This window comes from Janthinobacterium agaricidamnosum NBRC 102515 = DSM 9628 (assembly GCF_000723165.1).
GTDB lineage: Bacteria > Pseudomonadota > Gammaproteobacteria > Burkholderiales > Burkholderiaceae_D > Janthinobacterium > Janthinobacterium agaricidamnosum.
This window is the reverse complement of record NZ_HG322949.1, coordinates 5,711,838-5,735,391: the sequence shown is the minus strand read 5'-3', so window position 1 is coordinate 5,735,391 and position 23,554 is coordinate 5,711,838. Positions and strand designations below refer to the sequence as shown.

Here is a 23,554-nt window from a genome sequence, read left to right as displayed (position 1 = left end):
AATGGCTGATTTATAGTTGATTTATGGCGCGCTCATCGAATGCAATCACGATGCATCAGGTCGCGGTCCAGCCGCTGATCGCTGCGATCAGACGCTCGACCTGTTGTTCCTCGGTCGCCCAGGATGTCACCAGCCTGACCACCGATTCCTCTTCGCTGTGTTTTTCCCACACATAGAAGGAGAATGAGGTCTTCAGGAAGGCGATCAAGTCATTCGGCAAGATGGGGAAAATCTGATTGGTCTCGATATTGGCAGACATCCGGTATCCCGCCGCGACAATGCCGTCGCCGAGTTTTTTCGCCATCACGGTCGAGTGCCGCGCCAGCGTGAAAAACAGCTGCTCCGGTCCGAACAACTCATGAAACTGCAGGCCAAGCAATCGTCCCTTGGCCATCAGCCCGCCGCGCTGCTTGATGTGAAACGAAAAGTCTTGCGCCAGCGCCGGATCGGGGATCACGATCGCCTCGCCCAGCAGCGCGCCGACCTTGGTGCCGCCGATCCAGAACGCGTCGGTCAAGCGGGCGATATCGGCCAGCGTCAGGTCATTCAGGTCGGCGCTGAGCGCCGCGCCGAGACGCGCGCCATCGAGCAGCAGCAGCAGGCCGCGCTCGCGGCACAGCTGGGAAATGGCTTGCAGTTCGGCCTTGGTGTACAGCGTGCCGATCTCGCTGGCGTTCGAGATATACACCAGCCGCGGCCTGGCCATGTGCGGGAACTGCTGGTTCGCGTCAAAGGCGGCGCGGATGCTGTCCGGCGTCAGCTTGCCATTGACTGGCGGGACGGTAATGATCTTGTGGCCGGTCGCTTCGATGGCGCCCGTTTCGCGCAGGACGATATGCCCCGACGCCGCCGCGATCACCGCCTCATGCGGACGCAGCAAACTGGCGATCATCGCCAGGTTGGCCAGCGTGCCGCCGGCGACAAAAAAGACCTGGCTCTCCGGATTCCCGAGATGCGCCCGAATCCGTGCCTTCGCTTCGTATGAATAGGCGTCCTCGCCATACGGCGCCTGTTGCACCATATTGCTGGCAACCAGCGCCTGCAGGATGTGTGGATGCGCGCCTTCGCTGTAGTCGTCAAGAAAACTGTAGATAGTCATAATCCTGGTAGCAAAAAGTTAGCGTTTACACTGGCAATCCAGTCACGCCCAGGAAGATGATATCGTATTATGGCCAATAAGGTTGCATCAGAAAATGTTACAAGTAAAGCAACCACGCATGCTGCCGGCAGATACGCCTGCTAATGCCCTAGCGGGACAGCCAGTCGGCGCTGCGCTGCGCCGTGGCGGTCTTCAGGAATGGCAGCACCGCATCGAGCACCTGCTCCGATGCGCCGAAGGTAATCGCATGCCCCTTGCCCTCAAGCGGCACGATTTTCATCTGCGGCACCGCGCGCGCCAATACCTGCGCTTGCGCGTAGGGATTGACGGTATCGGCCGTGCCCCACAGCGCCAGCACCGGGATGCCGGTCTGGCCGAGCGCCGCATAATCGTCCGGCTGCCAGGCCGCGTCGTAGTTGCGCAGCGTGTTCAGCACGCCTTCGGCAAAGCCCCGGTAGCGGGTCTGCGACGCCATCCATTGCGCCATGCTGGCCCGGTCCGGCGAATCCGCATACGCCTTGTCCATCAGCGTGCGCATATTGCTGGCGCCGAAAAAGTGGAATACCGTATCGCCGACCACCGGCCACAGCAGCACCGGATTGACCACCGGCACCCGGCCGCCGCCGGCCGGCGCCATCAGCACCACCGACCTGACGCGGGCCGGCGCTTGCGCGGTGAAGGCCGTGACGATGGCGCCGCCCAGCGATGCGCCGACAATCGCCACCGGTTCCCTGATCTCCAGCGCGTCGAGCAGCTGCCTGATCTGGTCGACGTAAAACTGCCGGGTATAGGGCAGCTTGGGCCGGTCGGAATAGCCGTAGCCGAACAGGTCCGGCACCAGCACCCGGAAGCCCGCGTCGGCCAATGGCTTGCGCCATTTCTCGAAACCGAATCCGCCGACTACGCCGCCATGCACCAGCAGTACCACAGGCCCGTCCAGCGGACCGTCGGCGCGCACATGCATGATACCCAGCGGCAGCTTGACGAACTGTTGCGCCGATCCGCTTTGCAGCAGCTCCTGGCGCGCGGCGTCGTCCAGTTGTTCGGTCGCCGCCGCACTCAGTGGCGTACTGGCCGACACGGCGGCGATGAATGAGATGAATGCTCGTTTAAACCAGTGCATCATGGTGGATGTTCCTGACATGAAGATTAAAATGAATGATGAAATGAATGACAATCAAGCCGGCGCGCCGCATGGCGGAAACAGCAGCCGCACGCTGAATCCCGGATCGCCGAAGCCGGCGCCGGTTTCGATCCACGCATGATGCGTGCTGGCGATGCGCCCGACCAGCGACAGGCCGATGCCGCTGCCGCGCACATTGCCATTGCCGGCCACGCGGTAAAAGCGGATGAAGATGGCGTCCTGTTCCGCGGCCGGCACGCCCGGGCCGTCGTCGGCGACTTCGAGAAACGCCTTGCCTGCGTCGCCGTCGCCGCGCAGGCCGCAACTGATGCGCACCCGGCCGCCTGGAAACGTGTAGCGCAGCGCGTTATCGACCAGGTTCCTGAGCAGGATCCCGATCTCGTCGACATCGCACCAGACCGGACACGGTTCGAGCGCCAGCTCGATCGAGCGCTGCAAGCGGCTGGCGCTGAAATCGAACTCGCTCGCCACATGCCGCACGATGTCCTTCAAGTCGCAGCGCGCGCGCAGCGGCGCGCGGTTGCCCGCTTCGAGGCGGGCCATGTCGAGCAACTGGTCCGACAACCGGCTGCTGCGCTGCACGCCGACCAGTACTTTCCTGAGCGCCTGGCTTCTGTCCTCGTCGGTCCTGGCGCGCATCGCCACTTCCAGCTGGGCCTGCAACGCGGCCAGCGGCGTGCGCAATTCATGCGCGGCGTCGCTGATGAACTGGCGCTCGGCGTTGATGGCCTGGTCCAGATGGGCCAGCACATGATTGAAGGAGTCGACCAGCGGCAGCAGCTCGGACGGCAGCGACCCGGTCGGCAGCGGCGTCAGGTCGAAGCGCGAGCGGCCGCGGGTCGCCTGCTCGACCTTGGCGAGCGGCTTCAATGCCCGGCTGACGGCCCACCACATCATCAGTCCGGCGCAGGCCATGCCGAGCGCCGCAAGGGATACCGCCTTCAGCGAATGCTTCTGGAAGTCCGTATTGATCATGCTGCGGTCGTGGCCGACCTGGACCTGGAACCGGCCGCTGCGGTCCGATACCGCATACACGCGCCAGTTCTGGCCGCCGATGCCGACATTCGAAAACCCGTCGTGGAAATCGGCCCGCAACGGCGTGCGCGGCGCGCCCGGCGTGCTGGCCAGCAGGCGCTTGCCGTCGCCCCATACCTGGAACGTCAGTTCATCGTTGCTGGCCACCACTTCGGGCCGCGCCTGCAAGGCGGCGCCGTTGGCATGGGCATCGGCCGGCGTCATCTGCAACAGCTTGATGGCGATCGATTGCAGCTTGTCGTCCCAGTTGCTGGTCTGGCTATTGGTCGTGATGATGTAGGTGGTGCCCAGCGAAATACTCCATGCGCACAGCACCCACCAGACCAGCGCCCGTATCATGCGTCCCTTCAGCGAACCGGTCATGCCTGCGGCTCCCCGATCATGTAGCCATGACCGTGCACCGTCACGACGATATGGTCGCCCAGCTTGCGCCGCAGCTGATGGATGAACACGGCGATGGTGTTGCTCTCGACCGACATGTGATTGCCATACACGGCTTGCTGCAGGTAGTCGCGGGTGACCACCCGGCCAGGCCGTTCGATCAGCACCAGCAGCGTGCGGTATTCGTGCGCGCTGAGCACCACCCGCTCGCCGCCGCGCGTGACGATGCGCTTTTCCGGATCGACCCGCACCTCGCCGCACGACAGGCAGCCGACCACATGCCCCTTGCTGCGCCGGATCAGCGCCCGCAGGCGGGCCAGCAACTCATCGAACTCGAACGGCTTGATCAGATAGTCGTCGGCGCCGTCGTCGAGTCCCTTGATGCGTTCGCTGAGCTGGCCGCGCGCGGTGATGATCAGCACCGGCGTCGCATCGTAGCGCTCGCGCATCCAGCGCAGCACCGACAAGCCGGACGCGCCGGGAAGACCGATATCGAGCACGATCACCGAGTAGGCGTGGTTCAGCAGCGCGGCCTTGGCCGTGTCCGCGTTGGCGGCGTGTTCGATGGCCCACTCTTGCTGGCGCACGCCGTCGCAGATCGCGTCGGCCAGCAAGGCGTCATCTTCGACCAGCAGGATGTTCATGTATTTACCCCGGATAGACTATCTCAAAACAGATACGTATAGCCCACGAAGGCCGATGACGCACTGGCGCGGTCGACGATCGGACTGTCCTTGATCTCGCTGCCCAGGCGTGTTGCACTGACATCGAAAAACACTGCGTGGCGTGGCATGATGCGATAGTCAAGCCGAACTCCCAGCCGCGTATTGACGGTGCTGCCCGCTTCGTAGAACGGGCGGCCGGCCACGGCTTCTCCGGTCCGTACGCCATAATAGTAGCTCGCATTCTTATGATCGAGCCAGCTGGCTTCGAGGCGTGGCGTAACAGAGAAATTCCCCATCGGAAAACGGCGCTGCACGCTGAATGTGGCGCGCTGTCCCTTGCTGTAGCCGGACGCGTCGGCCAGCCATTCTGCGCCGACGTCGGCGATGGCGCTGCGCCACAGCACGGCGCCGCCCAGCCACAAGCCGGTTTTCCGGTGTTCCATGCCGGACAGGGCGGCCGAGTCGCCGGCATCGTAGCCGGCGCCCGGTTCATAGCGGGCCCGCAGGCGGAAGGAAACCGGCCCCGTGACTGGCAACTTGAGATCGACCAGCGGCCCGGCGGCGCTGAGCCAGCGGTTTTCGTACAGCACGATCGGCACTCCCACCGTTTGATTGGCGACGCCCTTGTAGGGCTTGCGCAGGCTGCCGGCGCTGAAGCCCAGGCCCCATTGCGCGACGCTGGCCGATGCGCTGGCGGGGGCTTCCTGCGCGGCGGCCGGCAAACAGCCCAGCAGCGCGGCCAGCGCCGCGCACAGCATGCCCGGACGCCGCGTGGCGCCGATCAAAAAAGGCAGTCGCCGGCCTGCTTGCGCTACGACGCTCAAACGGTCACTGAATAATGCTGTGTGCGACATCTGTCACTCCTGTGGATGAGATGTGGAAAGCAGGAAAATCCTGCCCGGCGGGTGTGTCGCCATTCTGGATCAATCTTTTTAGGAATCTTTTAACGGGTTCGCGCCGCGTGGCGATCGATCGGATAGTGACGGCCGTACGGCGCGTGGCGCCGCTACGGATCGAAGGGAAGGCTGTCGCCGGAGGGAGGTGAGAAGGGGAATGCCGAGAAATGCGCCGCAGTCCGGCCTAGAAAACCATCTCCCATGTCAGGCGCGCCTGCAGCGTGCCCGGAGCAAGCGAAATGCGGCGTAGTACCCCCCCCTGGTCCAGGTAGATTTTCTCCGAGACCTGGTCCTGCCGCAAAATATTCGACAGCCCGAATCGCAGATGATCTTTCGGCCTCACCTTCCACAGCACATACGCATCCAGGTCGCGCCGCACAGACTGGTAAGCCGCTTGCGTGTCGGAGATGCGTACCGGACCGCCGTTCTTGAACGTCAGGCTGCTGCCCACGGAGACCTGGCCGATCCGGTAATCCGCGCCCAGCATGGCGGACAGCGGAGTCTGCTGGTCCAGGCGGTTGTCCGGCCCCGGCACCGATTCAACCCGCGACCAATTGCGGCTGGCGCTGGCGCGCACATCCAGCGCGGGCGCCGCCCGCCACAGCGTGCGCAGCGGGAACTTCACCTCCAGTTCGACGCTGTAGGTACGCGCGCCGCCATCGTTGACAGGCATCGCCATCCAGCGCCCATCGCTGAGCGACAATGCCGTGCGGGTGTAGTTGCTGATGCCGCGGCCCGATACGCTGGCCGAGAACAAGGCCCGCTCAGCCCAATAATGCTGATAAGAAGCATCGATCCCCAGCGCCAGTTCGGGACGCAGCCCGGGATTGCCCTGGCGGTCAGGCTCGGTCGGGCTGTTATTGATCGACAGCAAGCGGCGCGGCGTCAGGTTGGCGGCGGCGGGCGCCTTGTAAGTACGCGTCAGCGCCAGCCGCAACTGATCCGACTTGGTGCCGGGTATCTTGTACAGCATCTGCAGCAACGGGCTCCAGACATGGCTGCTGCTGGTGCCGGCGTAGCCGTTCACATCGCTGCGCACGCGGATACCTTCCCAGCGCGCCCCCATATAGAGCGCGTAAGCCGGACTGACATCCCACTCGTCCTGCGCGTACAACGCCAGCCTCGACACTTGAGCCGCGCTGTCTTCATTGCCGGCCTCGACCCAGCCGGACGGGACGCTGTCGCGCTGGCTGCGATCCTCGGCACGGCGGCTGTAACTGCTGTCCCAGCCCAGCGACAGCGCGTGGGCGTTCACCGCGGTGCTGAGATATTTCCCGGTCCAGCTCAAGCCGCGCTCGACGGAGTGGATGCCGACACGGCGGCGCAGCGTCGGCACGGCCGGGGTGAAGAAGCCGGTCTGATCGAGATCGCTGTCGTTGCCGGACACGGTGAAGCCGGCTTTGCTATCGAGCTTGGCGCCGCCGCCCAGCTTGTGCATCCAGCTCAAGTCCGTTCGCAGCAGTGCGCCGCTGTCGCGTATTGTGTCGTCGCTGCCGGGATAGGGCGGCGGCGCCCCCAGGGTGGTCGCGGTGTGGATGGCGCTGTCCTGGCTGAAGCGGGTCGCGTTGACGAAGGCCTGCAGCGTCAGGGTATCGCCGCCGGCCAGCGTCCAGCTCACCCGCGGCACCAGAAACAGGCCACGGAAGATGCCGTCGCTGCGGTTGCCGCTGGCGCGCCGCAGCGTGGCCGTTCCAGTCTCGTCGTCGGCCTCGTCCCAGGACGGATTGTCGCGCCGGATATGATTGTAGACGCCGTTGACCGCCAGCGAATACGACATGTCATCCTTGCGGTCGGACAACTGCAGGTTAAAACCCGGCATGAAATAGCCGCCACCGCCGCCAACAGCGGGCTTGAATTCGCGCTGCGCCGTGCCGATGGCCTTTTTCAGCACGATGTTGATGGTGCCGGCAATGGCCTCGGTGGAAAACTCCGCGCTGGCCGCGCGCTGCACTTCGATGCGCTCGATGACGCCCGGCGCCAGCGAGTCGATCGAGAAGCCGGCCGGGGCCCGTTCGCCGTTGAGCAGGATCTGGGTATAACCGCTGCCCAATCCACGCATGCGGATTTCCCCGCCGCGCCCGGGCGCGCCGCTAACGGTGATACCGGGCAGCCGCTTGAGCACATCGCTCACCATGGTGTCGCCAAATTTCATGATTTCGTCATGCTGGACCACTACCTTGTTGGCGGTGTCGTCGCGCCGCGCGTCATAGCCCGAGGTATCGGCGCGCACTTCGACGGTTTCCATCTTGACCGGCCCGGCAGCGGCGGCATGGCGGGCCGTGGCGGCGCACATCGTGCCGGCAAGCAGCAGCAGCAGCAGGCGGCATCGCTGCGTTCGGAACGGCATCAGCGCAAACGCCCTTCCTGCTCTACCCTGGCGAGCAATTCATCCATGATCTTCTCCGCCGCGCTGTAGCGCATTTCGTCGGTCTGCCCCCAGTAAGGCAGCTTCATGCCAGCCATGCCGGGCGAGGTCAGATAGCGTCCCCCGATGACCACCGACGGCACCCGCTCCACCTTGTAATCGTGCTGCAGCCTGTCGGCCTCTTGTATCTTTTCCTGCACTTGCGGCGATTGGTAGGCGGCCTGCCATTGCTCCTTGCTGATGCGCTGCTCTTGCGCGAAAACGCTGATGCTGTCGTCGGTGTTCAAGGGCTTGTGGCCGAGATGGATTTTCTCAAAGATCAGCGCATGCATGTCATCCAGTTTACCCAGCGCATCGAAGGCATAGTACATTTTTTGCTGGGGAATCTGCTTGTCGCGCACGGCGAACGGCACCCGGCGCAGGGTGATACGGTCGGCATGCTTTGCAACCCACGCATCCAGCACATCATTATATTTATAGCAATGCGGACAGCCATACCAGAAAAATTCGATCACTTCGATCTTGCCGGCGGATGCCGGCGTTGCCGGCTTGGGCAATTCCAGATAGGCCGGCTGCTGCTCGCGCACCGTCGAGAAGTACACGCTCCAGGCGGCGGCCAGGCCCGCCAGCAGCAGCAGGCAGGCAATCAGGAGGTTCAGTTTGGTCATGCGCATGAGATTCCTCGTCTTTCAGGAGTGGGCGCGGCGCCTGTCAGGCGGCCGCTTTCATGATAGGGGCGGCCGGCGTGCCGCTTGTCAGCATGGCGACGCGAATACGGCCGATCGCCGGCGCCTGTTCCTGCTGCAGCCGGTTCAGCGCGTAGTTCAGCATCTGGCGCGTCATCGGCGAAATATTCAGCAGCGGCAAAGTACGGTAAACAATGTTGAGCAGCCAGCGATAGGCGCTGAATTCCAGGCCGAATGCCCTGGCGCCGCCATCCTCGTCATAAAAATAGCGCTGGTGGAAGGCGGACACCTGCTGCTGGTCCGCCAGGCGTTCGCGCGCAAACGGCGAGCGCGCATGGATCACGCCATCCCGGGCCAGCTGGCAATGCTCAAGGAAGCTCGCCACCAGCGCCTGCGCCAATTCGCTGCTGCGGTGGCCCGCTTGCGCCAGGTCCGCTTCCAGCGCGTCCAGCCAGCACAGATAGCTGCCGTGCGCGGCGCCATACCCATCGCTGAAACGGCGATCGATGATGGCTTGCTGTTCGGGTTTGAGACCGTGGCGCCAGAACACATAGTTCGAGTGATACGACAGGAAGCCGTTATACTCAAACACCTCGGGATCGTCGGATGGCGCGGGCGGATAAACGCAGGCCAGCATGACCATCAATTCGAATGCGAAGCGCTCGTTGATGCCGCCATCGGCGCCGGACCAATGCGCCACCACGGCCTTGTGCAGGCGGATCTGCGTGTCGAATACGCTGCGCCATTGCTGCGGCGACTCGTACTTCGCCGCCAGTTGCTCCAGCGTCGTCATGTGCACACTCGCCGTATTATTCGGTTCAATCACATCCGGATCGATACCGGCCGCCTCCAGCGTATTGAGCCGGACTTGCAGCGCCCGGTGAGCGGCGGCGTCGAGCGGAGACGATGGACAGCGCTGCAGGAAGGTATTGCTGCGCTCGAGCAGCGCCGCCTGCCACGCATCGCGGTAGAACGGTGCGCCGGCGTCCAGCGTCAGCAGATAATGCGGGCCGTTTTGCCAGCCGCGCGCGATGTTCCAGCGATAGAAATAGCGCTCCGCCAGCCAGCGCTGCAGCGGCACTAGCAATTCATGGTAAAAGCGGCCATGGTTTTCCGTGTAGTTGATCCGCAGCTGCATGAACTTCATTGATAGGCCTCATTCAGGACGTAAAAGGAGAACAGCCGGATATTCGCTTCCTTGGCCGGCGTGACGCCGGCGCGGTTGAACGACATATGCAGCAGTGACGTGCAAATCGCCGGGATGCCGGTGCAGCCGCTGTCGGCCAGCCGGGCCACCAGCGTGCCCAGGCGCTGCCCCAGCGGCAGCAGATACTCGGGGAAGTACGCTCCGCGCAGCACGCTGTCATGCTGCGCGAGCAGCGATGCATGCAATGGCGGGATCTTGCCGGCCGAACGCAGGGCGACGTGGCGCCGCACCGCGTCCGCCTGCGCGCTGCCGCACGTGAAACGCAGATAATCGCGGTGCAGTCCATGCCGGGCAAGGATGTGGCCATGGATCAGGCAGTAACCGAACAGGATCTTTTCCAGTTGCGCCGGCGCTTCCTGCCGCAGCATGGCCAGCATCACCCGGCTATCGCTGATAAATTCGTCTTCGCACAGGGCCAGACCGGCAGGACCGCCGTAGCGCGCCGTCTCGGGCTGGTAGGCAATCAGGTGCATGCTGCCATTGGCGTGCCAATAGCGTTCCTTTTCCGTCTCCAGGTGGCTGGCGTAGCCGCGGTAAAACAGCTCGGGGTCGAGCGCGGCGACAAACCGATGTTCTTCCCAGTAACGGCTGACCGCCGCTTCGAGCGTGGGCAACAGGGCCGCGTCGCGGAAGCGGATACGCAGGTGCGGGCCGCCCAGCCAGTAGCGCACGAAAAAACAATGCTCGCGCAACGACGCCGGCAATCCGGCCAGACAGGTCTGGATGAAATGGGTCAGCCGGGAAAAATCGTGAATGAAGACATGCAGCGAACTCCAGCCGCGGCCATCCTGCTCGGGCAGCGCCGCGTTCATCGGCTCGACAAGCTTTGCCGCGGCGGCATGTCCAGCGTGATCTGGCCGGCGCCCACCGACACCCGCAAACGGATTCCCACGCGTTGCCGGTCGAGCGCCAGCCTGGCGCCCAGCAAGCGATAGCGCTGCACGCCGTCGGGCCCGAAAATGTCGCCCATCGAGACGCTGGCCTGCAGCGTCGACAGGCTGTCCCACAGCGACGAGGCGAAGTCGATCTGCCCGCCGCTGAGCTGAATATGCAGCGCCGGGCTCCAGTCCGGATTGAGCAGCAATTCGGCGTAGGGCTCAGTCTGGCAATCAGGATCGCTGCTGACCACGCGATAAGCCCCGCCGGCCTGCCGTTCCAGCGCCAGCGCGGGCAGGCAGGCGTGCGGCTGCGGCAGGGCGCGCAGCGCGTACGACTCGACGCCGGCGTCCATGCGCACCAGGAAGTGCCCGCGGCTCAGGTCGAGCGTGGTTTCTTCGGCCAGCGCCGCCGGCGCCGAGCACGCCGCGGCCAGGTGCAGCAAGCCGCCTATGATATGTTTTTGCATCGCGTATTTCCTTGGGATCGGTTAACTGGGCAGGTGAATTTAATACAGGCTGATGCCGCCATATGTGAGCGCCACCTGCATCGCCTGTTCGCCCGTGTCGCGCTGCAGGCTGGCCGCCGCGCCGACCAGGAACGGGCGACGCCGCTCGAGCGCCAGGTCGCGCCGGTGGTTATGGATGCCGCCGACCTTGACCGCCAGGTCGATGCGCTTGTATTGCGCCATCCCGCCGCTGATGCGCACACCGCCGGCGCCCAGCTCCAGCGAGAAACTCGATTGGGCAGACAGCCTGAGCGTGAATACGGTTCCTTCGTGATCGCCCTTGCCATGGCAGCTTTTCAGATGGCGCGCCTGCAGCACTTCGCCGACGGTGGTGATTTCCACTTCCGGCTGGCAGGTTCCCTGGGCACGGTAGCTCAGTTCAGGCGGCGTATCAGGCGGCACGTCGATTAATTCCACGTCGACGCCGCCGGCATCGATGCGGATATGCTGGAGCGGCGACGGGGCGGCGGCGGCGGCGGCCGTACTGGCGCCGAGCGCCAGCGTAAGGAGGGCTTTGATCATGAATGGATTCCTGTGTGGGTGGTGCGGTAATCGAAGACGACTTTGCCGAGCCGGTCGCCGGCCAGGTAGGAACGGGCAATAAACGGCTCCAGCTGGCCGGCGCCGAATACGGCGTCCAGCGCCACCGGCAGGCGCCCGGCGCTGTAATCGGCCAAGGCCGCCTCTAGGTCGGCGCGGTCGCCGAGGTTGTTGCCGATTACATGCAGGTTCTTGCGGATGATCAGGCTGAACATCTCGTCCAGCGACAGGCCGCGATAAGCGAACGGGTCATGGGGCGCGCTGAACTGTTCGTACACGCCGCAGGTAATGTACTTGCCGCCACGCTGCAGATGCGGCACCAGCTTGCGCAGATAGACATCCATGAACGGATCGATCACCGCGTCGAACTTGGCCATGCCATGCTGCGCCAGGTAGGCGGCCAGCGCATCATGGGGAGGCTGCTTGCGGTCCAGCACGCAGCAGCCCTCGACGCCGAGTTCGGCGAGGTGGGCGCGCATGTGCGGCGAAGTGGTCAGCGCGTGCACCCGGTGCCCCTTGGCCAGCAAGGCGTGGATCGCGAACTGCGCGGTATTCGATGCCGCGGCCGTCACCAGCACATGGTGCTCCGGACGCAGCTCAAGCCGGCGCACCAGCGCATACGCGGTCTGCGCGCCGACGCTGAAGGCGGCGGCTTCGGCCAGCGGCATGCTATCGGGGAAACGCATCAGTTTGGCTTCATGGCAGATCTGCAGCTCGGCCGAACCGCGCTGGGTGGTCAGCCCCAGATGGCCGGCGCTGTCGTCGACCGAACCGTTGCCAAACACCCGGTCGCCCGGCTTGAAGCCCTGCACCAGCGGCCCCGTCTTGACTACCGTGGCGGCAAACTCCGAGCCGAGCACCAGGTAGCCCTTGCCATCGTCCTGGCGCGCCACGTTCAGGAAGCGCGCCTGCTCGCGGTAGTTGCACGAAAACGCATGCACGCGTATCAGCACATGGTGCGCATGCCGCTCGTCGCCGGCGTCGAAATCGATGTCGTCTTTCTCGATGACGGCAAAGTCAACCGGCGTGCCATGCATGACGCTGCGGCACGATTCGCGCACCGGCAACCGGCCGGCGCTTTGCGGCGTCATCACCACGAAGCATTTCACGCGGCCTCCGCGGAGACCGGTGCGGAAGCGCCGCTGGAGGCCGGGGCGGCCGGGGCCTGTCGCAACAATTGGCGTTCCTTGCCGACATAGTACAGATAGCAGCCAAGGAAGGTCAGCACCGCGGCCACCGCCTCGGCCCAGGCCGCGGCCTGCACGCTGCCGCCGATCAGCAGCCGTACCGCCAGCACCGGCAGCAGCGTGCAGATGTACATGGACCAGATGGTCAGTGCCAGGGTGCCGCGCGTATCGCCCAGGCCGATAATGGCAAACAGGAATGGGAACGACGCCATCAGGCACGCCCAGGGCAGCGAGGTGATGCGGATATAGTCCAGCGCCTTGGCGGCCACCGCAGGGTCGGGAATAAAGACATGCATGAACAGCGGCGCCAGCAGGATGAACGGCAGCATCAGGAGCACGCACAGCACGAACACGCGCATCGCCATCCAGCGCACGCCAGTACCGATATGGGCAATCTTGCCGCAACCGCCGTTTTGCGCGGCAAACGGAATCATCGACGTGATCGCGCCCATCAGCACGGTCTGCACAAAACCGGTGAAATACTGCGAGATGGTGACCGCTTCCAGCGTACCGGCCTCGAAGTAGGACAGCATCAGGTACAGCAGGTAGAACGACAGCTTGAGCGAAAACGCGTTCAGGGTTTCGGCGCCGCCCAGCTTGATCATCGGCTTCCATTCGCTAAATAGCGGCAGCACGCGCAATTCCACGCCCAGCCGGAAAGGGAAGACGGCGCGCTTGCCCATGTCGTACGCCAATACCAGCAGGCCGCACGCGCGCGAGCCGATCAACGCCAGGGCAGCAGCCTGCATCGGATCGTATTCGTGGCGCACCGCCAGCCAGATCAGGCACGGACTCAGCACCAGCGCGCTCATGAAACTGGTGATCTTGAAGCGGCGAATCACCACCACCGCGCCCGCCATGCGCGCCAGCAGGCCTGCGTACATATGCAGCATGATGATGACGTAGCCGAACCAGTAGACTTGCAGGTAGCGCAGCACCTGCTGCTTGATATCCGCGTCGACGCCGAACATCGATATCAGGCCCGCAGCCCAAACGCCGCCGCTGGCGGCGATCAGAACGGAGATGACCAGGCTGCAACCGAAGCCGAAGTTGATCAGGTAGCGCGCCGTGGCATGGTCTTTACGGCCGAATGCCTGGTTAGCGTAGATGTATATCGCAGCCAGCAGGCCGCCAAGCACCGCCTCGAGCAGGCCCACCACCGCCACCGAGATGCGCAAGGTCGCGGGCAAGTCGCTCTCGTCGGTGAGCGCCATCAGCCAGCCCAGGTTGATGAACATGCCGGCGTAATCCATCAACGCCAACAGCATCATCGGCAATGAAAAGCGGAGCAGGGATTTACGTACGTCGTCGTCGGTGAAATCGATGTTGGTCATAGCGTTTCTGTCACAAGGTGGGCGTACCCGGGGTTACTTCAAAGATGATTTCGCTGGCGTAGCGCTGGCCGCCATGGGATGCATACGCGTTGTCGCTGTCGGGCAGCACTTCCTCGAGCGAGGCCAGGTCGAACGCGCTGGAGAACATACGGCCAGTCATGCGCGCCATGATCGGCGCCGCGAAGTCCAGCAGCACCGGTTTCTTGCCGTTGGAAACGTCGCGGTCGAGCACCTTGGCGGCCAGGTGACGCCGCAGGAACACGCGCTGCGGCAAGCCATGCGCGCGGCGCCAGGCGTCGAGGCGCAGCAGATAGCGGGCCGCCTCTTCGCCGGCGGCGCGCTGCGGCAGGCTGTCCCGGTCGACCCACCACTGCTGGCGCGACAGCACCACATCGCGGTAGCGGATGCGCGGAATCCGGATGACGCCGCGCTGGCCGGCATCGGCCACCATCTTGTGCAGTCCGAAACGGAAGGCGAAATAGCACGGCGCGTCGGCCATGCTGAAACGCATCAGCATCTCCAGCAGGCGCGGGTACAGTTCCTTGACGAACAGGCCGGTCTGGCGCAGGTGTACCGGCCGGCCGCCGGGCCCGGCGCTCAACACCGGATAAGCCGCTTGCTCGGGCCAGTGCACACTTAGCTCGGAGAGCCGGACATCGGCGCCGCCGCTGTCCGGCGCGCCATCGAGCCAGATGCGGCGGCCGCAGATGCGCGGCCGGAAGGCGGTGTTGAAGCCGAAGGTGTCATAAATATCGTAGGCCTCCTCGAGCTCGGCGCCATAGGCGGCGCGGCACTGCTCCAGCACGTCGCCGGACGCGCCGAAGGTGAAGAAACGCGAATAACAGCGCAAGTAGCCGCTATCGATATTATTGAGCACAAAGCAGCCGTCCATCAGGTGGCCGTAAGCGGCGAAGGAGATGCCGCGCGCCGGCGCGGCGGGCACGGCGTCGAGCACGATCTCGGCGGCGCCGCGGCGCGCCCAGATCTGCTCGTACAAGCCGATCAGGCGCAGCGTCTTGCTCTCGGGTTGCACCCGGTCGGCAGCATGGCGCGCCACGGTCTGCTGTACCAGTTCATAGAAGTCGAACACCTTCATCGTGCGGCCGCCGGCCAGCGCCGCGCGCAGCGTGGCCAGCATCGCATCCGAATAGCCGCTGTTGAAGTTGTAGCCGAGGTAGTGCGCGACGAATTCGCGGATCTGCGCGCCGTAATTGCCCACCATCGCCTCCGACAGCGGGGCCAGCTCGGGCAGGTAGCTGTCGTGATATACCAGGCCGCCGGTTTTGACCAGCGGCCAGCCGAGCAGCGCGGACAGGGTTTGCAGCCCGCCGTGCAAGGCGTCGACCCGCTCGAACAGCGTGGCCGGATCGGCGCCTGGAAATTGTCTGTATGCCGTGTCCATCTCCGCCAGTACCTCTGCCACCGGCGCCGCCGACGCATCAGTTGCGGCGACGCTGCGGGCGATGGCCAGAAAGTCCTGCAGCAGGTGGGCACTTTCCTCGTCGAGGCGGGGCTGAAAGTTCAACACCCCCGCCATCAGCCATTTTTGCAGCACCGCGGCGGGATCGGCGCCCGCCGGCAGCCGCTGCGCAATGGTATTCCAGGACAGCCAGCCCGGTTGGCCGTCCTCGGCGGCGAACAAGGCCACGTTCGGAAAGCGCGTCTTGCTGAACGAGGTACGGTAAGGATAGACATCGGCACGATCACCGAACAGGTAATAGTGCTGTTCGCCATCGACCTCGCGGCAGTTTTCTGTCAGGCGGAAACGCCAGTGCGCGTAATGGCGCAGCAGAAACCGCTCGAACAGCTTCATCAAGGTCGCCCGATCCAGGCTGAAACGATCCTCGCTGCGGCGCGAGCGAAGCAGCGTGGCGCGTTCCTCGGCACCTGCCTGCAAGGGCGCGAAGCCCACCGAGGTGAACGACGAGAATGGACTGACCTTGGCAATGCCGCGGGTCAGGTAGCGAAACAGCGTTTCCTCGTCGTTCAGCGCTTTCTTGCCCTGCACGCTGACGCTGCCGGCGTAGGCCAGCGCGGCGCGATAGACCTGGCCGCGCGTCATCGCCAGTCCTTGCAGGAAGCTGGGCTGGCGCACCAGGACGCGCGCGGCGGCGCGCGCATCCTCCGTGGCGCGATCGAACAGCGCCAGCAGCGCCGCTTCCTGCTGCTGCACCGCCTGTGCCTGGCGCAGCCAGGGCAGCAGCGCGTCATGGCTTGCCAGTAACTTGCCGAAGCGCGCCAGCACCGACGCGATGGCGGCGCGGCTGAAGATGGCGCGCTTGGCAGCGATCATCAGGCGATACTCGGCGCAGCCGGTGGACGCCAGCTCGAACAGCAGCGCGCACACCTGCCCGCGCATGGCGTCGAGCCGCTCCCTGGCCGTGTGCAGCGCGGCCAGCCGCTGTTCCGATTGCTGCGCCCCCATCAGCGCGGACAGGCTGTCGAGCGGCAGATTATTGGCGCGCACCACCACGTACGGCACCAGCGTCGAGGATGTACTCATCGCAGCACACCGAGCGCGTCGCCGCAGCGGTTGCGCACCACCATCAAGCCATAGTAGGTGCGCACCCCATCGTCGGCGTTGCGCAGCAAGCGGTCGATGCCGAGCTGGTCGTAGCTGCGGAAGGGGCGGCCCAGCATTTCGCCGTCCAGGATCACGCGGATCAACTGCTGGTTAAGAAAGCCGAGCACCAGGTTCATTTCCAGGAAAGCGTCGTCGGCACATGCATAGGCGAGTTCATCGATACACCAGAACACCATCGCGGGGACGAAGCGGAAGTTGAATGAGGGATAGTTATACAGACGTTCGCAGTGGTCGATCGGATCGTCCGGCGTCAGGCAGGCCAGGCCGTCCGGGTCGACCCGATAGATGCCTGCGGCTACCCCCGGGCTGGCGCGCAGGCACAGCTTGGCGGTCAGCTTCAGCCGCTGCGCACCGGGGAAGAGGCGCACGGCCTCGCGCACCGCGTCACCGATGGCGGCCGTGAGCTGTGCCAGATGCTGCTGGCAGAATGTCGATGGCGCGGGAAAGAAGCCGCGGAAAAAGCGGCCGCTGTTGCGCTCGCGCGCGAAGTGGCGGTGCGCCGCCAGCGGGTCGGACACGGGCTCGGTGGAGCCATCCTCGCGCAGCAGCAGCTTGATCGCGCCGGCGGCCACCTGCGGAGCGACGCCGATGCCCAGTTGCCCCGCCAGCAGCAGGAATTCGGACAAGAAATGTCCGCATTCAAGTGCAAACAGCGACTTGCGGAACAAATTGTAGAGCGGCGCGTAGATGTCGAAATCGGTTTTAATACACAAGGCATACGGCGCGTCGTCGCCGATGCCGGCCGGCGCGGCGCCGAGATGACGCATGCTGAGCGCATCCATGTCCACATGCCACAGCGCTTCCCGCGCCCGCTCCTCGAGCAGGAACTGCATCGGATAGTAGCCACGCGGCGAAGGATAGCTCGCATGCAGGCCGTAGCCGGTCAGCGGCGTCACGCTGCCCGGCAAGTGTACCTGCAGCAGCACGGTCAGCAAGCGCTGGCGCAATTCACCCCGCGGCGCCTCCTGCCCGGTCACCAGCGCGCGGAACAGGGCCGACAAGTCGACGTCGCGGCCCTGGCCGCCGGCGCCGCGAACGAACTGGTGGTTCTGCTCGAACCGGTCCGGCGCCCTGGCGTGGGTGATCGCCTCGCTGGGCGACAAATAACGGAAAGCGAATTCGTCTTCGGCCAGGCGGCCGGTCGGCGTGATCATGGGATACTTATCCTAGCGGGTGGATCAGGGGAGCGGACAAATCGGCGTCGAGACGCACCCAGGGAGCGCGGCGCGCCGCGCGTTGCAGCCGCTGCGCCGGCACCGCGGCGCAATGGTCTCCAAAGGCCAGCGGTATCGTGCCGGGTATGAACACGCGCGCGCTGGCCAGTCCCAGCGGTTGCAGCATGGCCGGCGTATTGTCGACCGAGACCAGGCGATAGCCTGCGTCGGCGGCCTGCCCGCACAGCCGCCGGTACGCCGCCGGCGCGGCACATGGCTCGATCAGGTGACGCGCGATAAAATCGGCATAGTCCAGCGACGGCGTGGCGCCGCCGAGAAAGTCGAAACAATGGCGCTGTGCCGCGTGGCCGTAGTACAAGGCCTGGCTGTCGTTGCGCAGTCGCTGCAGCTCGGCCGGATCGCGCTCCAGGCGCCGCTGGTGGCGGGCGAAATTACGCTCCGCCGATCCGATCAGCGATTGCGCTTCCGCCAGCGCCGAACGCAGCGCGACGGCAGCATGCGGATGGCTGGCCGCCGTAACGAACGCGGCCAACCTGCCGCTGTCGCGCCCGAGCATCAGCACCAGCGTACTGGGCACCGGCAAGTCGAGCGTGATGTCAAAGCACAACACGTCGTAACCGGCCAGCCCGAGCAGCATCAACAAGCCGGCGGTATGCTGGCACGTGGTGGCCACCACATCGATGCGCGGCGGCGTCGACCGGCTGTACCACATAGTGAGCAGCGCATCGCGTTCGATCACTTCGAGCGCCCCGAACAGCGCGGCTTCTTCGAATGAGTTGCCGAGCGCGCAGCCATTGCTGTTCTGATAGCGGCTGAACGGTACGCCAGGATCGAGCAAGTAGTTGACCATGGCCAATGGCACCAGCGCGGCACCACCATCGTCTTCCAGGCGCGCGGGCAGCCATTCCATCGCACGGTCGCGCTGGAATCCCGGCACCAGGCGCTGACATTGCTCCTCGCTCAGTCCCAGCAATTGCTCCGGCGCCAGCGCCTGCTGCCGCAAGCCGGCATGGCTGCCGGTGACGCAGTTGTCCGGCCTGGCCAGGCCGGCCCAGCGCTCGCAATATTCAAATACCGCGCCGCACCTCATCTGCCGCTCCGTGCCGCCGCGCCCGATGCCCAGCATGCGATGCTGCTGCGAATAGCAGTGGTAACTGTCATGCCCCGGAGTGGCATGCAGCGATGTGCCGTGCAGCGAGGCGTTGCCGAAGGCTGCCAGGATGTCTTCCAGGCGAGCATTGCCGGCGCGGCACGATTCGTTATCGGGCGCCGGCAACGCCGCGGCGTGCGCCGTCGTGGCTGGCTGGGACGATGGAAAATACTTGCGGCTGAAGGCGCCATTCAGATACAGGTACATGCCAGCGCCAACGCCGCTGTCGAGCGCCGCCAGCAGCTCGCCCAACAGTACGTCAAGCTGGATCTGCAGCACGGCAGTCCAACGCCAGCGGCGTTGGAAGCGCGGGAATGTGGCGAAATCGCTGGAAAAGGCGCGCACCGCCTGCAACTCGGGCAAGCGGGCCCCGCGCAGCGGCAACAGCGCCAGCGTATCGCCGGTGGCGATGATGACAATATGCGGCAGCTCCGGAGCGACGGCCGTAGCGGCGGCCTGCAGGTTCGCCACCAGCACCAGCCGCCGGCGCAGCGGGCTGCGCGCAAGGTAGTCGGCTAACGGTAACGCGGCGCTCATGCGGCGGCGACAGGTTCGGTCAGCGCCAGGAACGGGCTCGCAGCGACCAGCACATCCTGGATCGGCGCGATGCCATTGCGCTGTTGCCACAACGCCGCGTACAAGGCCAGCAAGGCGGCCTCGCGCAAGTCCGGCGGCAATTCACCGCCATGCGGCAGGAACAGCGTCGTGTGACCGGCGCACAATACGGTGCAGGCGCTGAACCGTGCGTCGGCGGTCGGCAGCACGAACCAGCGCACGCGCTGGCCAAAGACGGCGTTGATGCAGAACTCGATATACGTTTCGTACGCCCCAAGTTCCACAGTGCATGGCCGCCGTTGCGCGGCTTGGCCGGAGCGCAGCGGCTGCACCACCTGCTCAGCCTGCAGTTGTTTGGCGCGCAACTCGGATGCGGCTTGCGCCTCGACGGCGCAGCCTTGATCGAACCAGAGACCATGCAGTGACACTAGCTGCGCCAACAGATTGGCCTCGCATTGCCGTCTATGACGGCCGGCCGCAACCAGGGTACGCCCATCGTGCCAGGACAATACCGTGGAATACAGCTTGATGTGGCTCGCTGGATCGGTGCGTTCAAGCAACGGCTGTAGCGGGAACAATGGTTGATGCAGCAGGCGCTCCAATTCCACCGCAACCGCCGGTGCGGACGATGGGCGAGCCACTGCGGGCGCAGCATCGCCGGTCAGACCATCCAGTAGCGGCAGCAAGCGATACAGGTGGCCGAAGCGCGTGGCATTTTCACCGTTCAGCTTGTAATACTGATAGCGTCCGGCATCGACGCGGCGAATATTGCACAGGTTATCGAAGAAAAACAGCGAAGCGGTCGCTCCAGCAACCAGCTCACCGGGCTGGGACACGGCGCCGCCCTCGCCAGGATGCCCCCCGACACGCAGGTAATCGTCACTGCGCAGCAGGCACAGATTGCCATTCACGTAGACGGCGATCAATTGCTCGGTAGCGGCGCACTGCGTCAATATGCGCTGGTGCACGGCGACGGCGTCCCGAACCACGTGCAACACATGGTCGAAAGAGGGCATCGGCGCCAGCCCCGCCGGCGATATGACATGCAGCTCGGCATCGGGCCAGCGGCGCAATTCGGCAAAGCACCGCTGCAGCTCGGCTACGCTCCAGCGAGGCTGGCCGTCGACGGCGGTATCGATCACGGTCAGCATGCGCGTGCCGAGGCGGGCAAAGGTTTTCACCGCGCTCATTAGCGCAAAACCGCCAGCGACGATCAAAATGCGGCCCTGTTCAAAGCGGCGGAAGGTGGCGGAACTATCGTCGCTGTACAAACGCAAATAGTTCAGAGTATCTTTCACTGCGGCAAGTTCAAGCTCGTCATCGACATTCGTCACGCGGAATGCGGCATGCTTGCTCGCCAGGAAATCCATAAACTTCAGGGCGCTGGCATGGTGCTGAGGCGGTATCGCCGTTAATACTTCCCCCATCGGACGTATACCATCGACCAGGCCGAGACAGTCATATAACGAATTAATAACATCATGCTGTAAACGCAGAATAAAGTTTTTACCGGCGTATTGCACATGCAATCTGTCTTCCGCACCTTTTATAAATATATCGGGCCGAACGTTATATATATCGTCTAATAATATTTTCGGCATGGCATCACGTTATTTCGGGGAAAAATATGAGGCTCCCCTGCCATCGAACTCCAGGCCGGGGAGCGGCACCTGCCTGCAAACCGGCCGGTAAATGACCGGCGTTGCAGGAAGTAAAGCACTTAAAACCTATTCAGCAGGAATATATTGCCTGCGAAGACAGGTTCTTAGCAGGAACTTTCTTGCTCTACGGCCTTGGTGCAAGTCGAGCCAGCGCAAATGGTCGACGATGCGCCCATTTCTTCCATTGCAGTAGCTTCGCTCATTTCGAGGATTTCAAAATCAAATTCTTGGCTAATAACAGCTTCCATATTCTCTCCCTTTTAAAAAATAGGCACCTGAATCAGTGCATAAAAATCATAACCTCAATAAAAAATCATGTCCATATTAGTTTTTATTATGTCAATAATTTTAAAAAGTGAGATTGTGAGAGATTTCTTATGGACATTTTGATATAGATCAATACTGCAGTGCCACCGACCTCCATTAAAAACAATTACTTATGCAATCAAGTCATGAGCGCGATTTGCAAGTAAAAAGAACCCGAAGAAGATCGCGGCATGAAAATGAAGATTATTTGCATGAAGATTATTAAACGTTGCATTATTACAACGACATCAACGTCACTGATTGTGGCACTAGCAACACAATAAATCGGAAACCCACTGCCCCCGGCGGCAGTGGGCAAGTCATTCCAGACAGCGCCAGAAACAGATCGCCCGGCAGTACCGACAGTCACTCCTGCGCAGAGCTTGGCAGATGCCGACGAACAGGCGGCTAACGATGGTGCCGTCCCGCGCCATCAACCGGGCCGGACGGTTCTTCAATCTCCGTTGAAACTGGTGCGAACTGCCGTTGGTGGCCAGCATGTGCCATGGATGCAGCGCCAGCAGGATGCCGGCCGAGCCGATATAGAACGGCAGAATGCGGTGAACCACCTGGTTGGTGGCCGCTGGTATCGACTTGCCAGGATCGTCCGCTTCGGCGGCGCTCACGCCGGGCAATTCCAGGCCGCTTTGTGGCGGCGCGCTTGCAGCGATGAACCTGCCAAGAGGCTGGAAAATGAGCACGCCCTAGAACGTGAACACCGCGTAGCCGTCGGCCGCCATCCGCGCGATGCTGGGCAGGCCGGACGTGCCGGGCACGCTGTTGTCGGTGATCAGGTCGAAGCCCGCTTTTTCGGCGTCTTCCCGGGCGCCGAACACGTCGGCGCAACCGCAGGAAATACCCACCACGTTATCCTGCACCGCTTGGTACAGCGCGTGCACCGGATGCGAGGCCTCGGCCAGCACGCCCGGCCAGCGCGTGCCGGTACCCTGGAAATAAATGCCGACGTCGGCGCCTTTTTGTTTGAAGTCGTACGCGGCGGCCAGGCCGTTAAACATGCGGCCCAGCGCCTCTTCGCCGGCTTTTGGATCGGACAGGATGATGATGGCTGCTTTCATGGTATTCCCTTTCAGTGGATGGTCAGTGCGGTGTGCCGCTGCGTCATGCAGCGGATCAGGCCATTCTAGGTATTGCGAAAGGGGATAGGAATGACGCCTGACTCAATTCATTGTTTCGCCATGGGGAATACTGACGACTTCATTCAAAGAGGGATGGGCACGCAAATTCGCTGCCAGCAGGTCGATAAAATTGCGCACCTTGGATGAACCGAATTTACTTTCCCGGTGCAGCACATGGACCGGCCACGGCGCCTCCTCATAGTCGGCCAGCACGATTTTCAGGCGCCCCTGCGCGACCTCGTCGGCGATCTGATACGACAGCAGCCGGCAGATGCCGAGACCGGAGATCGCCGCGTCGATCGCCGCGTCGTTGCTGGTGACGGTCAGGCGCGGCTTCATGCGCACCATCGTCGGATCGTCCCCGCCGCCAAATTTCCACTCGACCCGCGGCGAAATCCCGCTGGCCGCAATGATCGTATGGCGCAGCAGGTCGGCCGGATGCTGCGGGACGCCATTTTTCGCCAGGTATTCCGGCGCCGCGCACACCACCCGGCGCACCTGGCCGACGCGCAGCGCCTTCAGGCTGGAATCGGGCAAATGGCCGATGCGCACCGCCACGTCGATGCCCTCGTCGACCAGATTGACCACCCGGTCCAGGAAATAGGCCGACACATCGACCTCCGGATATTCCTTCAGGTAGCGGGTGATGCTGGGCATGATGAAATTTTTGCCCAAAAGTACAGACGCGGTGACCGAGAGATTCCCCTTGGGCGTCGAGTTCACGCCCGCCGCCGCCTGATTCGCTTCCGCGATGCTGGCCAGGATGCTGCGGATATCGTCCAGGTAGCGCTGTCCCGCTTCCGTCAGCCGAACGCTGCGGGTGGTGCGCAGCAACAGCTTCACGCCCAGTTGCTCTTCCAGTGCGGAAATGGCGCGCGTCACGGCGGCGGGCGACAGGTTCAGGCGCCGCGCGGCGGCGGCGAAACTCTCCTCGTCGCCGACGGCGGCAAAGACATGCATCAAGTGGATCTGATCCATTTATTACCCTTGGCGAAATAGTGACTTGTTTTGAACACCTATTCTTGCTTGCGACATTATTCCGCAAAATAGCGTCAACAGCAATC

20 protein-coding genes and 1 pseudogene are annotated in these 23,554 nt (G+C 63.6%); all 21 read right to left on the bottom strand.

Going from position 1 to position 23,554, the window contains the following annotated elements:
• Positions 1-55: 55 nt before the first annotated feature.
• The 21 genes and pseudogenes from GJA_RS24795 to GJA_RS24695 all read right to left on the bottom strand — a co-directional run bounded on the left by GJA_RS24795 (position 56) and on the right by GJA_RS24695 (position 23,468).
• A complete protein-coding gene (locus tag GJA_RS24795; RefSeq protein ID WP_174525967.1) occupies positions 56-1,099 on the bottom strand; it encodes a threonine aldolase family protein in 1,044 nt (347 codons plus the stop codon).
• 148 nt (positions 1,100-1,247) lie between these two features.
• The gene (locus tag GJA_RS24790) at positions 1,248-2,225 is read right to left on the bottom strand and encodes an alpha/beta fold hydrolase (RefSeq protein WP_038497713.1); all 978 of its coding nucleotides are present in this window, start codon (positions 2,223-2,225) and stop codon (positions 1,248-1,250) included.
• Positions 2,226-2,276: 51 nt separating this feature from the next.
• Complete coding sequence (locus GJA_RS24785) at positions 2,277-3,641, bottom strand: ATP-binding protein (protein ID WP_038497710.1); 1,365 nt, start codon at positions 3,639-3,641, stop codon at positions 2,277-2,279.
• Positions 3,638-4,303 carry a response regulator transcription factor gene (locus GJA_RS24780; RefSeq protein WP_038497707.1) on the bottom strand — a complete coding sequence of 222 codons (666 nt, stop codon included), beginning with the start codon at positions 4,301-4,303 and terminating at the stop codon, positions 3,638-3,640. The genes GJA_RS24785 and GJA_RS24780 overlap by 4 nt, the downstream gene beginning before the upstream one ends.
• A gap of 23 nt (positions 4,304-4,326) precedes the next feature.
• Entirely contained in the window at positions 4,327-5,178 is an 852-nt protein-coding gene (locus tag GJA_RS24775; RefSeq protein WP_051781305.1) for a MipA/OmpV family protein, read from the bottom strand.
• A gap of 226 nt (positions 5,179-5,404) precedes the next feature.
• Positions 5,405-7,567: a TonB-dependent receptor plug domain-containing protein gene (locus GJA_RS24770; RefSeq protein WP_144241635.1), complete on the bottom strand. Its 2,163-nt coding sequence runs from the start codon at positions 7,565-7,567 to the stop codon at positions 5,405-5,407.
• Positions 7,567-8,259, bottom strand: coding sequence for a thiol:disulfide interchange protein DsbA/DsbL (locus tag GJA_RS24765; RefSeq protein ID WP_051781304.1), 693 nt, complete (start codon positions 8,257-8,259; stop codon positions 7,567-7,569). The genes GJA_RS24770 and GJA_RS24765 overlap by 1 nt, the downstream gene beginning before the upstream one ends.
• A gap of 37 nt (positions 8,260-8,296) precedes the next feature.
• Positions 8,297-9,418: a hypothetical protein gene (locus tag GJA_RS24760; RefSeq protein ID WP_038497704.1), complete on the bottom strand. Its 1,122-nt coding sequence runs from the start codon at positions 9,416-9,418 to the stop codon at positions 8,297-8,299.
• Positions 9,415-10,290, bottom strand: a complete 876-nt coding sequence (locus GJA_RS24755) for a lantibiotic dehydratase C-terminal domain-containing protein (protein ID WP_038497701.1) — start codon at positions 10,288-10,290, stop codon at positions 9,415-9,417. The genes GJA_RS24760 and GJA_RS24755 overlap by 4 nt, the downstream gene beginning before the upstream one ends.
• Positions 10,287-10,823, bottom strand: a complete 537-nt coding sequence (locus GJA_RS24750; protein ID WP_038497698.1) for a hypothetical protein — start codon at positions 10,821-10,823, stop codon at positions 10,287-10,289. The genes GJA_RS24755 and GJA_RS24750 overlap by 4 nt, the downstream gene beginning before the upstream one ends.
• A gap of 39 nt (positions 10,824-10,862) precedes the next feature.
• Positions 10,863-11,384, bottom strand: a complete 522-nt coding sequence (locus tag GJA_RS24745) for a hypothetical protein (RefSeq protein ID WP_038497696.1) — start codon at positions 11,382-11,384, stop codon at positions 10,863-10,865.
• On the bottom strand, positions 11,381-12,511 hold the full coding sequence (locus GJA_RS24740; protein WP_051781303.1) for a quinone oxidoreductase family protein: 1,131 nt from the start codon (positions 12,509-12,511) through the stop codon (positions 11,381-11,383). The genes GJA_RS24745 and GJA_RS24740 overlap by 4 nt, the downstream gene beginning before the upstream one ends.
• Positions 12,508-13,923 (bottom strand): MATE family efflux transporter, encoded by a 1,416-nt coding sequence (locus GJA_RS24735; RefSeq protein WP_038497693.1) that lies wholly within the window; start codon positions 13,921-13,923, stop codon positions 12,508-12,510. Before GJA_RS24735 ends, GJA_RS24740 begins: the two co-directional genes overlap by 4 nt.
• A 10-nt stretch (positions 13,924-13,933) precedes the next feature.
• Entirely contained in the window at positions 13,934-16,426 is a 2,493-nt protein-coding gene (locus tag GJA_RS24730) for a lantibiotic dehydratase (RefSeq protein ID WP_051781302.1), read from the bottom strand.
• Positions 16,423-17,661, bottom strand: coding sequence for a hypothetical protein (locus GJA_RS24725; protein WP_038497687.1), 1,239 nt, complete (start codon positions 17,659-17,661; stop codon positions 16,423-16,425). The genes GJA_RS24730 and GJA_RS24725 overlap by 4 nt, the downstream gene beginning before the upstream one ends.
• Before the next feature lie 7 nt (positions 17,662-17,668).
• Positions 17,669-19,369 (bottom strand): YcaO-like family protein, encoded by a 1,701-nt coding sequence (locus GJA_RS24720; RefSeq protein ID WP_038497684.1) that lies wholly within the window; start codon positions 19,367-19,369, stop codon positions 17,669-17,671.
• Entirely contained in the window at positions 19,366-20,988 is a 1,623-nt protein-coding gene (locus tag GJA_RS24715; protein ID WP_144241634.1) for a hypothetical protein, read from the bottom strand. Before GJA_RS24715 ends, GJA_RS24720 begins: the two co-directional genes overlap by 4 nt.
• A 164-nt stretch (positions 20,989-21,152) precedes the next feature.
• Positions 21,153-21,296 (bottom strand): thiopeptide-type bacteriocin, encoded by a 144-nt coding sequence (locus GJA_RS27920; protein ID WP_156484100.1) that lies wholly within the window; start codon positions 21,294-21,296, stop codon positions 21,153-21,155.
• A 537-nt stretch (positions 21,297-21,833) separates the two neighbouring features.
• Positions 21,834-22,055, bottom strand: a pseudogene (locus tag GJA_RS28405) (hypothetical protein); the annotation flags it as partial.
• 3 nt (positions 22,056-22,058) lie between these two features.
• A complete protein-coding gene (locus tag GJA_RS24700) occupies positions 22,059-22,430 on the bottom strand; it encodes a DsrE family protein (protein ID WP_038497676.1) in 372 nt (123 codons plus the stop codon).
• Positions 22,431-22,532: 102 nt separating this feature from the next.
• Positions 22,533-23,468, bottom strand: a complete 936-nt coding sequence (locus tag GJA_RS24695) for a LysR family transcriptional regulator (RefSeq protein WP_038497674.1) — start codon at positions 23,466-23,468, stop codon at positions 22,533-22,535.
• Positions 23,469-23,554: the final 86 nt, after the last annotated feature.

Bases quoted from the DNA above. Each gene is read 5' to 3' on its own strand.
- GJA_RS24795 (WP_174525967.1), bottom strand. From the start codon at position 1,099: ATGACTATCTACAGTTTTCTTGACGACTACAGCGAAGGCGCGCATCCA.
- GJA_RS24790 (WP_038497713.1), bottom strand. From the start codon at position 2,225: ATGATGCACTGGTTTAAACGAGCATTCATCTCATTCATCGCCGCCGTG.
- GJA_RS24785 (WP_038497710.1), bottom strand. From the start codon at position 3,641: ATGACCGGTTCGCTGAAGGGACGCATGATACGGGCGCTGGTCTGGTGG.
- GJA_RS24780 (WP_038497707.1), bottom strand. From the start codon at position 4,303: ATGAACATCCTGCTGGTCGAAGATGACGCCTTGCTGGCCGACGCGATC.
- GJA_RS24775 (WP_051781305.1), bottom strand. From the start codon at position 5,178: ATGTCGCACACAGCATTATTCAGTGACCGTTTGAGCGTCGTAGCGCAA.
- GJA_RS24770 (WP_144241635.1), bottom strand. From the start codon at position 7,567: ATGCCGTTCCGAACGCAGCGATGCCGCCTGCTGCTGCTGCTGCTTGCC.
- GJA_RS24765 (WP_051781304.1), bottom strand. From the start codon at position 8,259: ATGCGCATGACCAAACTGAACCTCCTGATTGCCTGCCTGCTGCTGCTG.
- GJA_RS24760 (WP_038497704.1), bottom strand. From the start codon at position 9,418: ATGAAGTTCATGCAGCTGCGGATCAACTACACGGAAAACCATGGCCGC.
- GJA_RS24755 (WP_038497701.1), bottom strand. From the start codon at position 10,290: ATGAACGCGGCGCTGCCCGAGCAGGATGGCCGCGGCTGGAGTTCGCTG.
- GJA_RS24750 (WP_038497698.1), bottom strand. From the start codon at position 10,823: ATGCAAAAACATATCATAGGCGGCTTGCTGCACCTGGCCGCGGCGTGC.
- GJA_RS24745 (WP_038497696.1), bottom strand. From the start codon at position 11,384: ATGATCAAAGCCCTCCTTACGCTGGCGCTCGGCGCCAGTACGGCCGCC.
- GJA_RS24735 (WP_038497693.1), bottom strand. From the start codon at position 13,923: ATGACCAACATCGATTTCACCGACGACGACGTACGTAAATCCCTGCTC.
- GJA_RS24730 (WP_051781302.1), bottom strand. From the start codon at position 16,426: ATGAGTACATCCTCGACGCTGGTGCCGTACGTGGTGGTGCGCGCCAAT.
- GJA_RS24725 (WP_038497687.1), bottom strand. From the start codon at position 17,661: ATGATCACGCCGACCGGCCGCCTGGCCGAAGACGAATTCGCTTTCCGT.
- GJA_RS24720 (WP_038497684.1), bottom strand. From the start codon at position 19,369: ATGAGCGCCGCGTTACCGTTAGCCGACTACCTTGCGCGCAGCCCGCTG.
- GJA_RS24715 (WP_144241634.1), bottom strand. From the start codon at position 20,988: ATGCCGAAAATATTATTAGACGATATATATAACGTTCGGCCCGATATA.
- GJA_RS27920 (WP_156484100.1), bottom strand. From the start codon at position 21,296: ATGGAAGCTGTTATTAGCCAAGAATTTGATTTTGAAATCCTCGAAATG.
- GJA_RS24700 (WP_038497676.1), bottom strand. From the start codon at position 22,430: ATGAAAGCAGCCATCATCATCCTGTCCGATCCAAAAGCCGGCGAAGAG.
- GJA_RS24695 (WP_038497674.1), bottom strand. From the start codon at position 23,468: ATGGATCAGATCCACTTGATGCATGTCTTTGCCGCCGTCGGCGACGAG.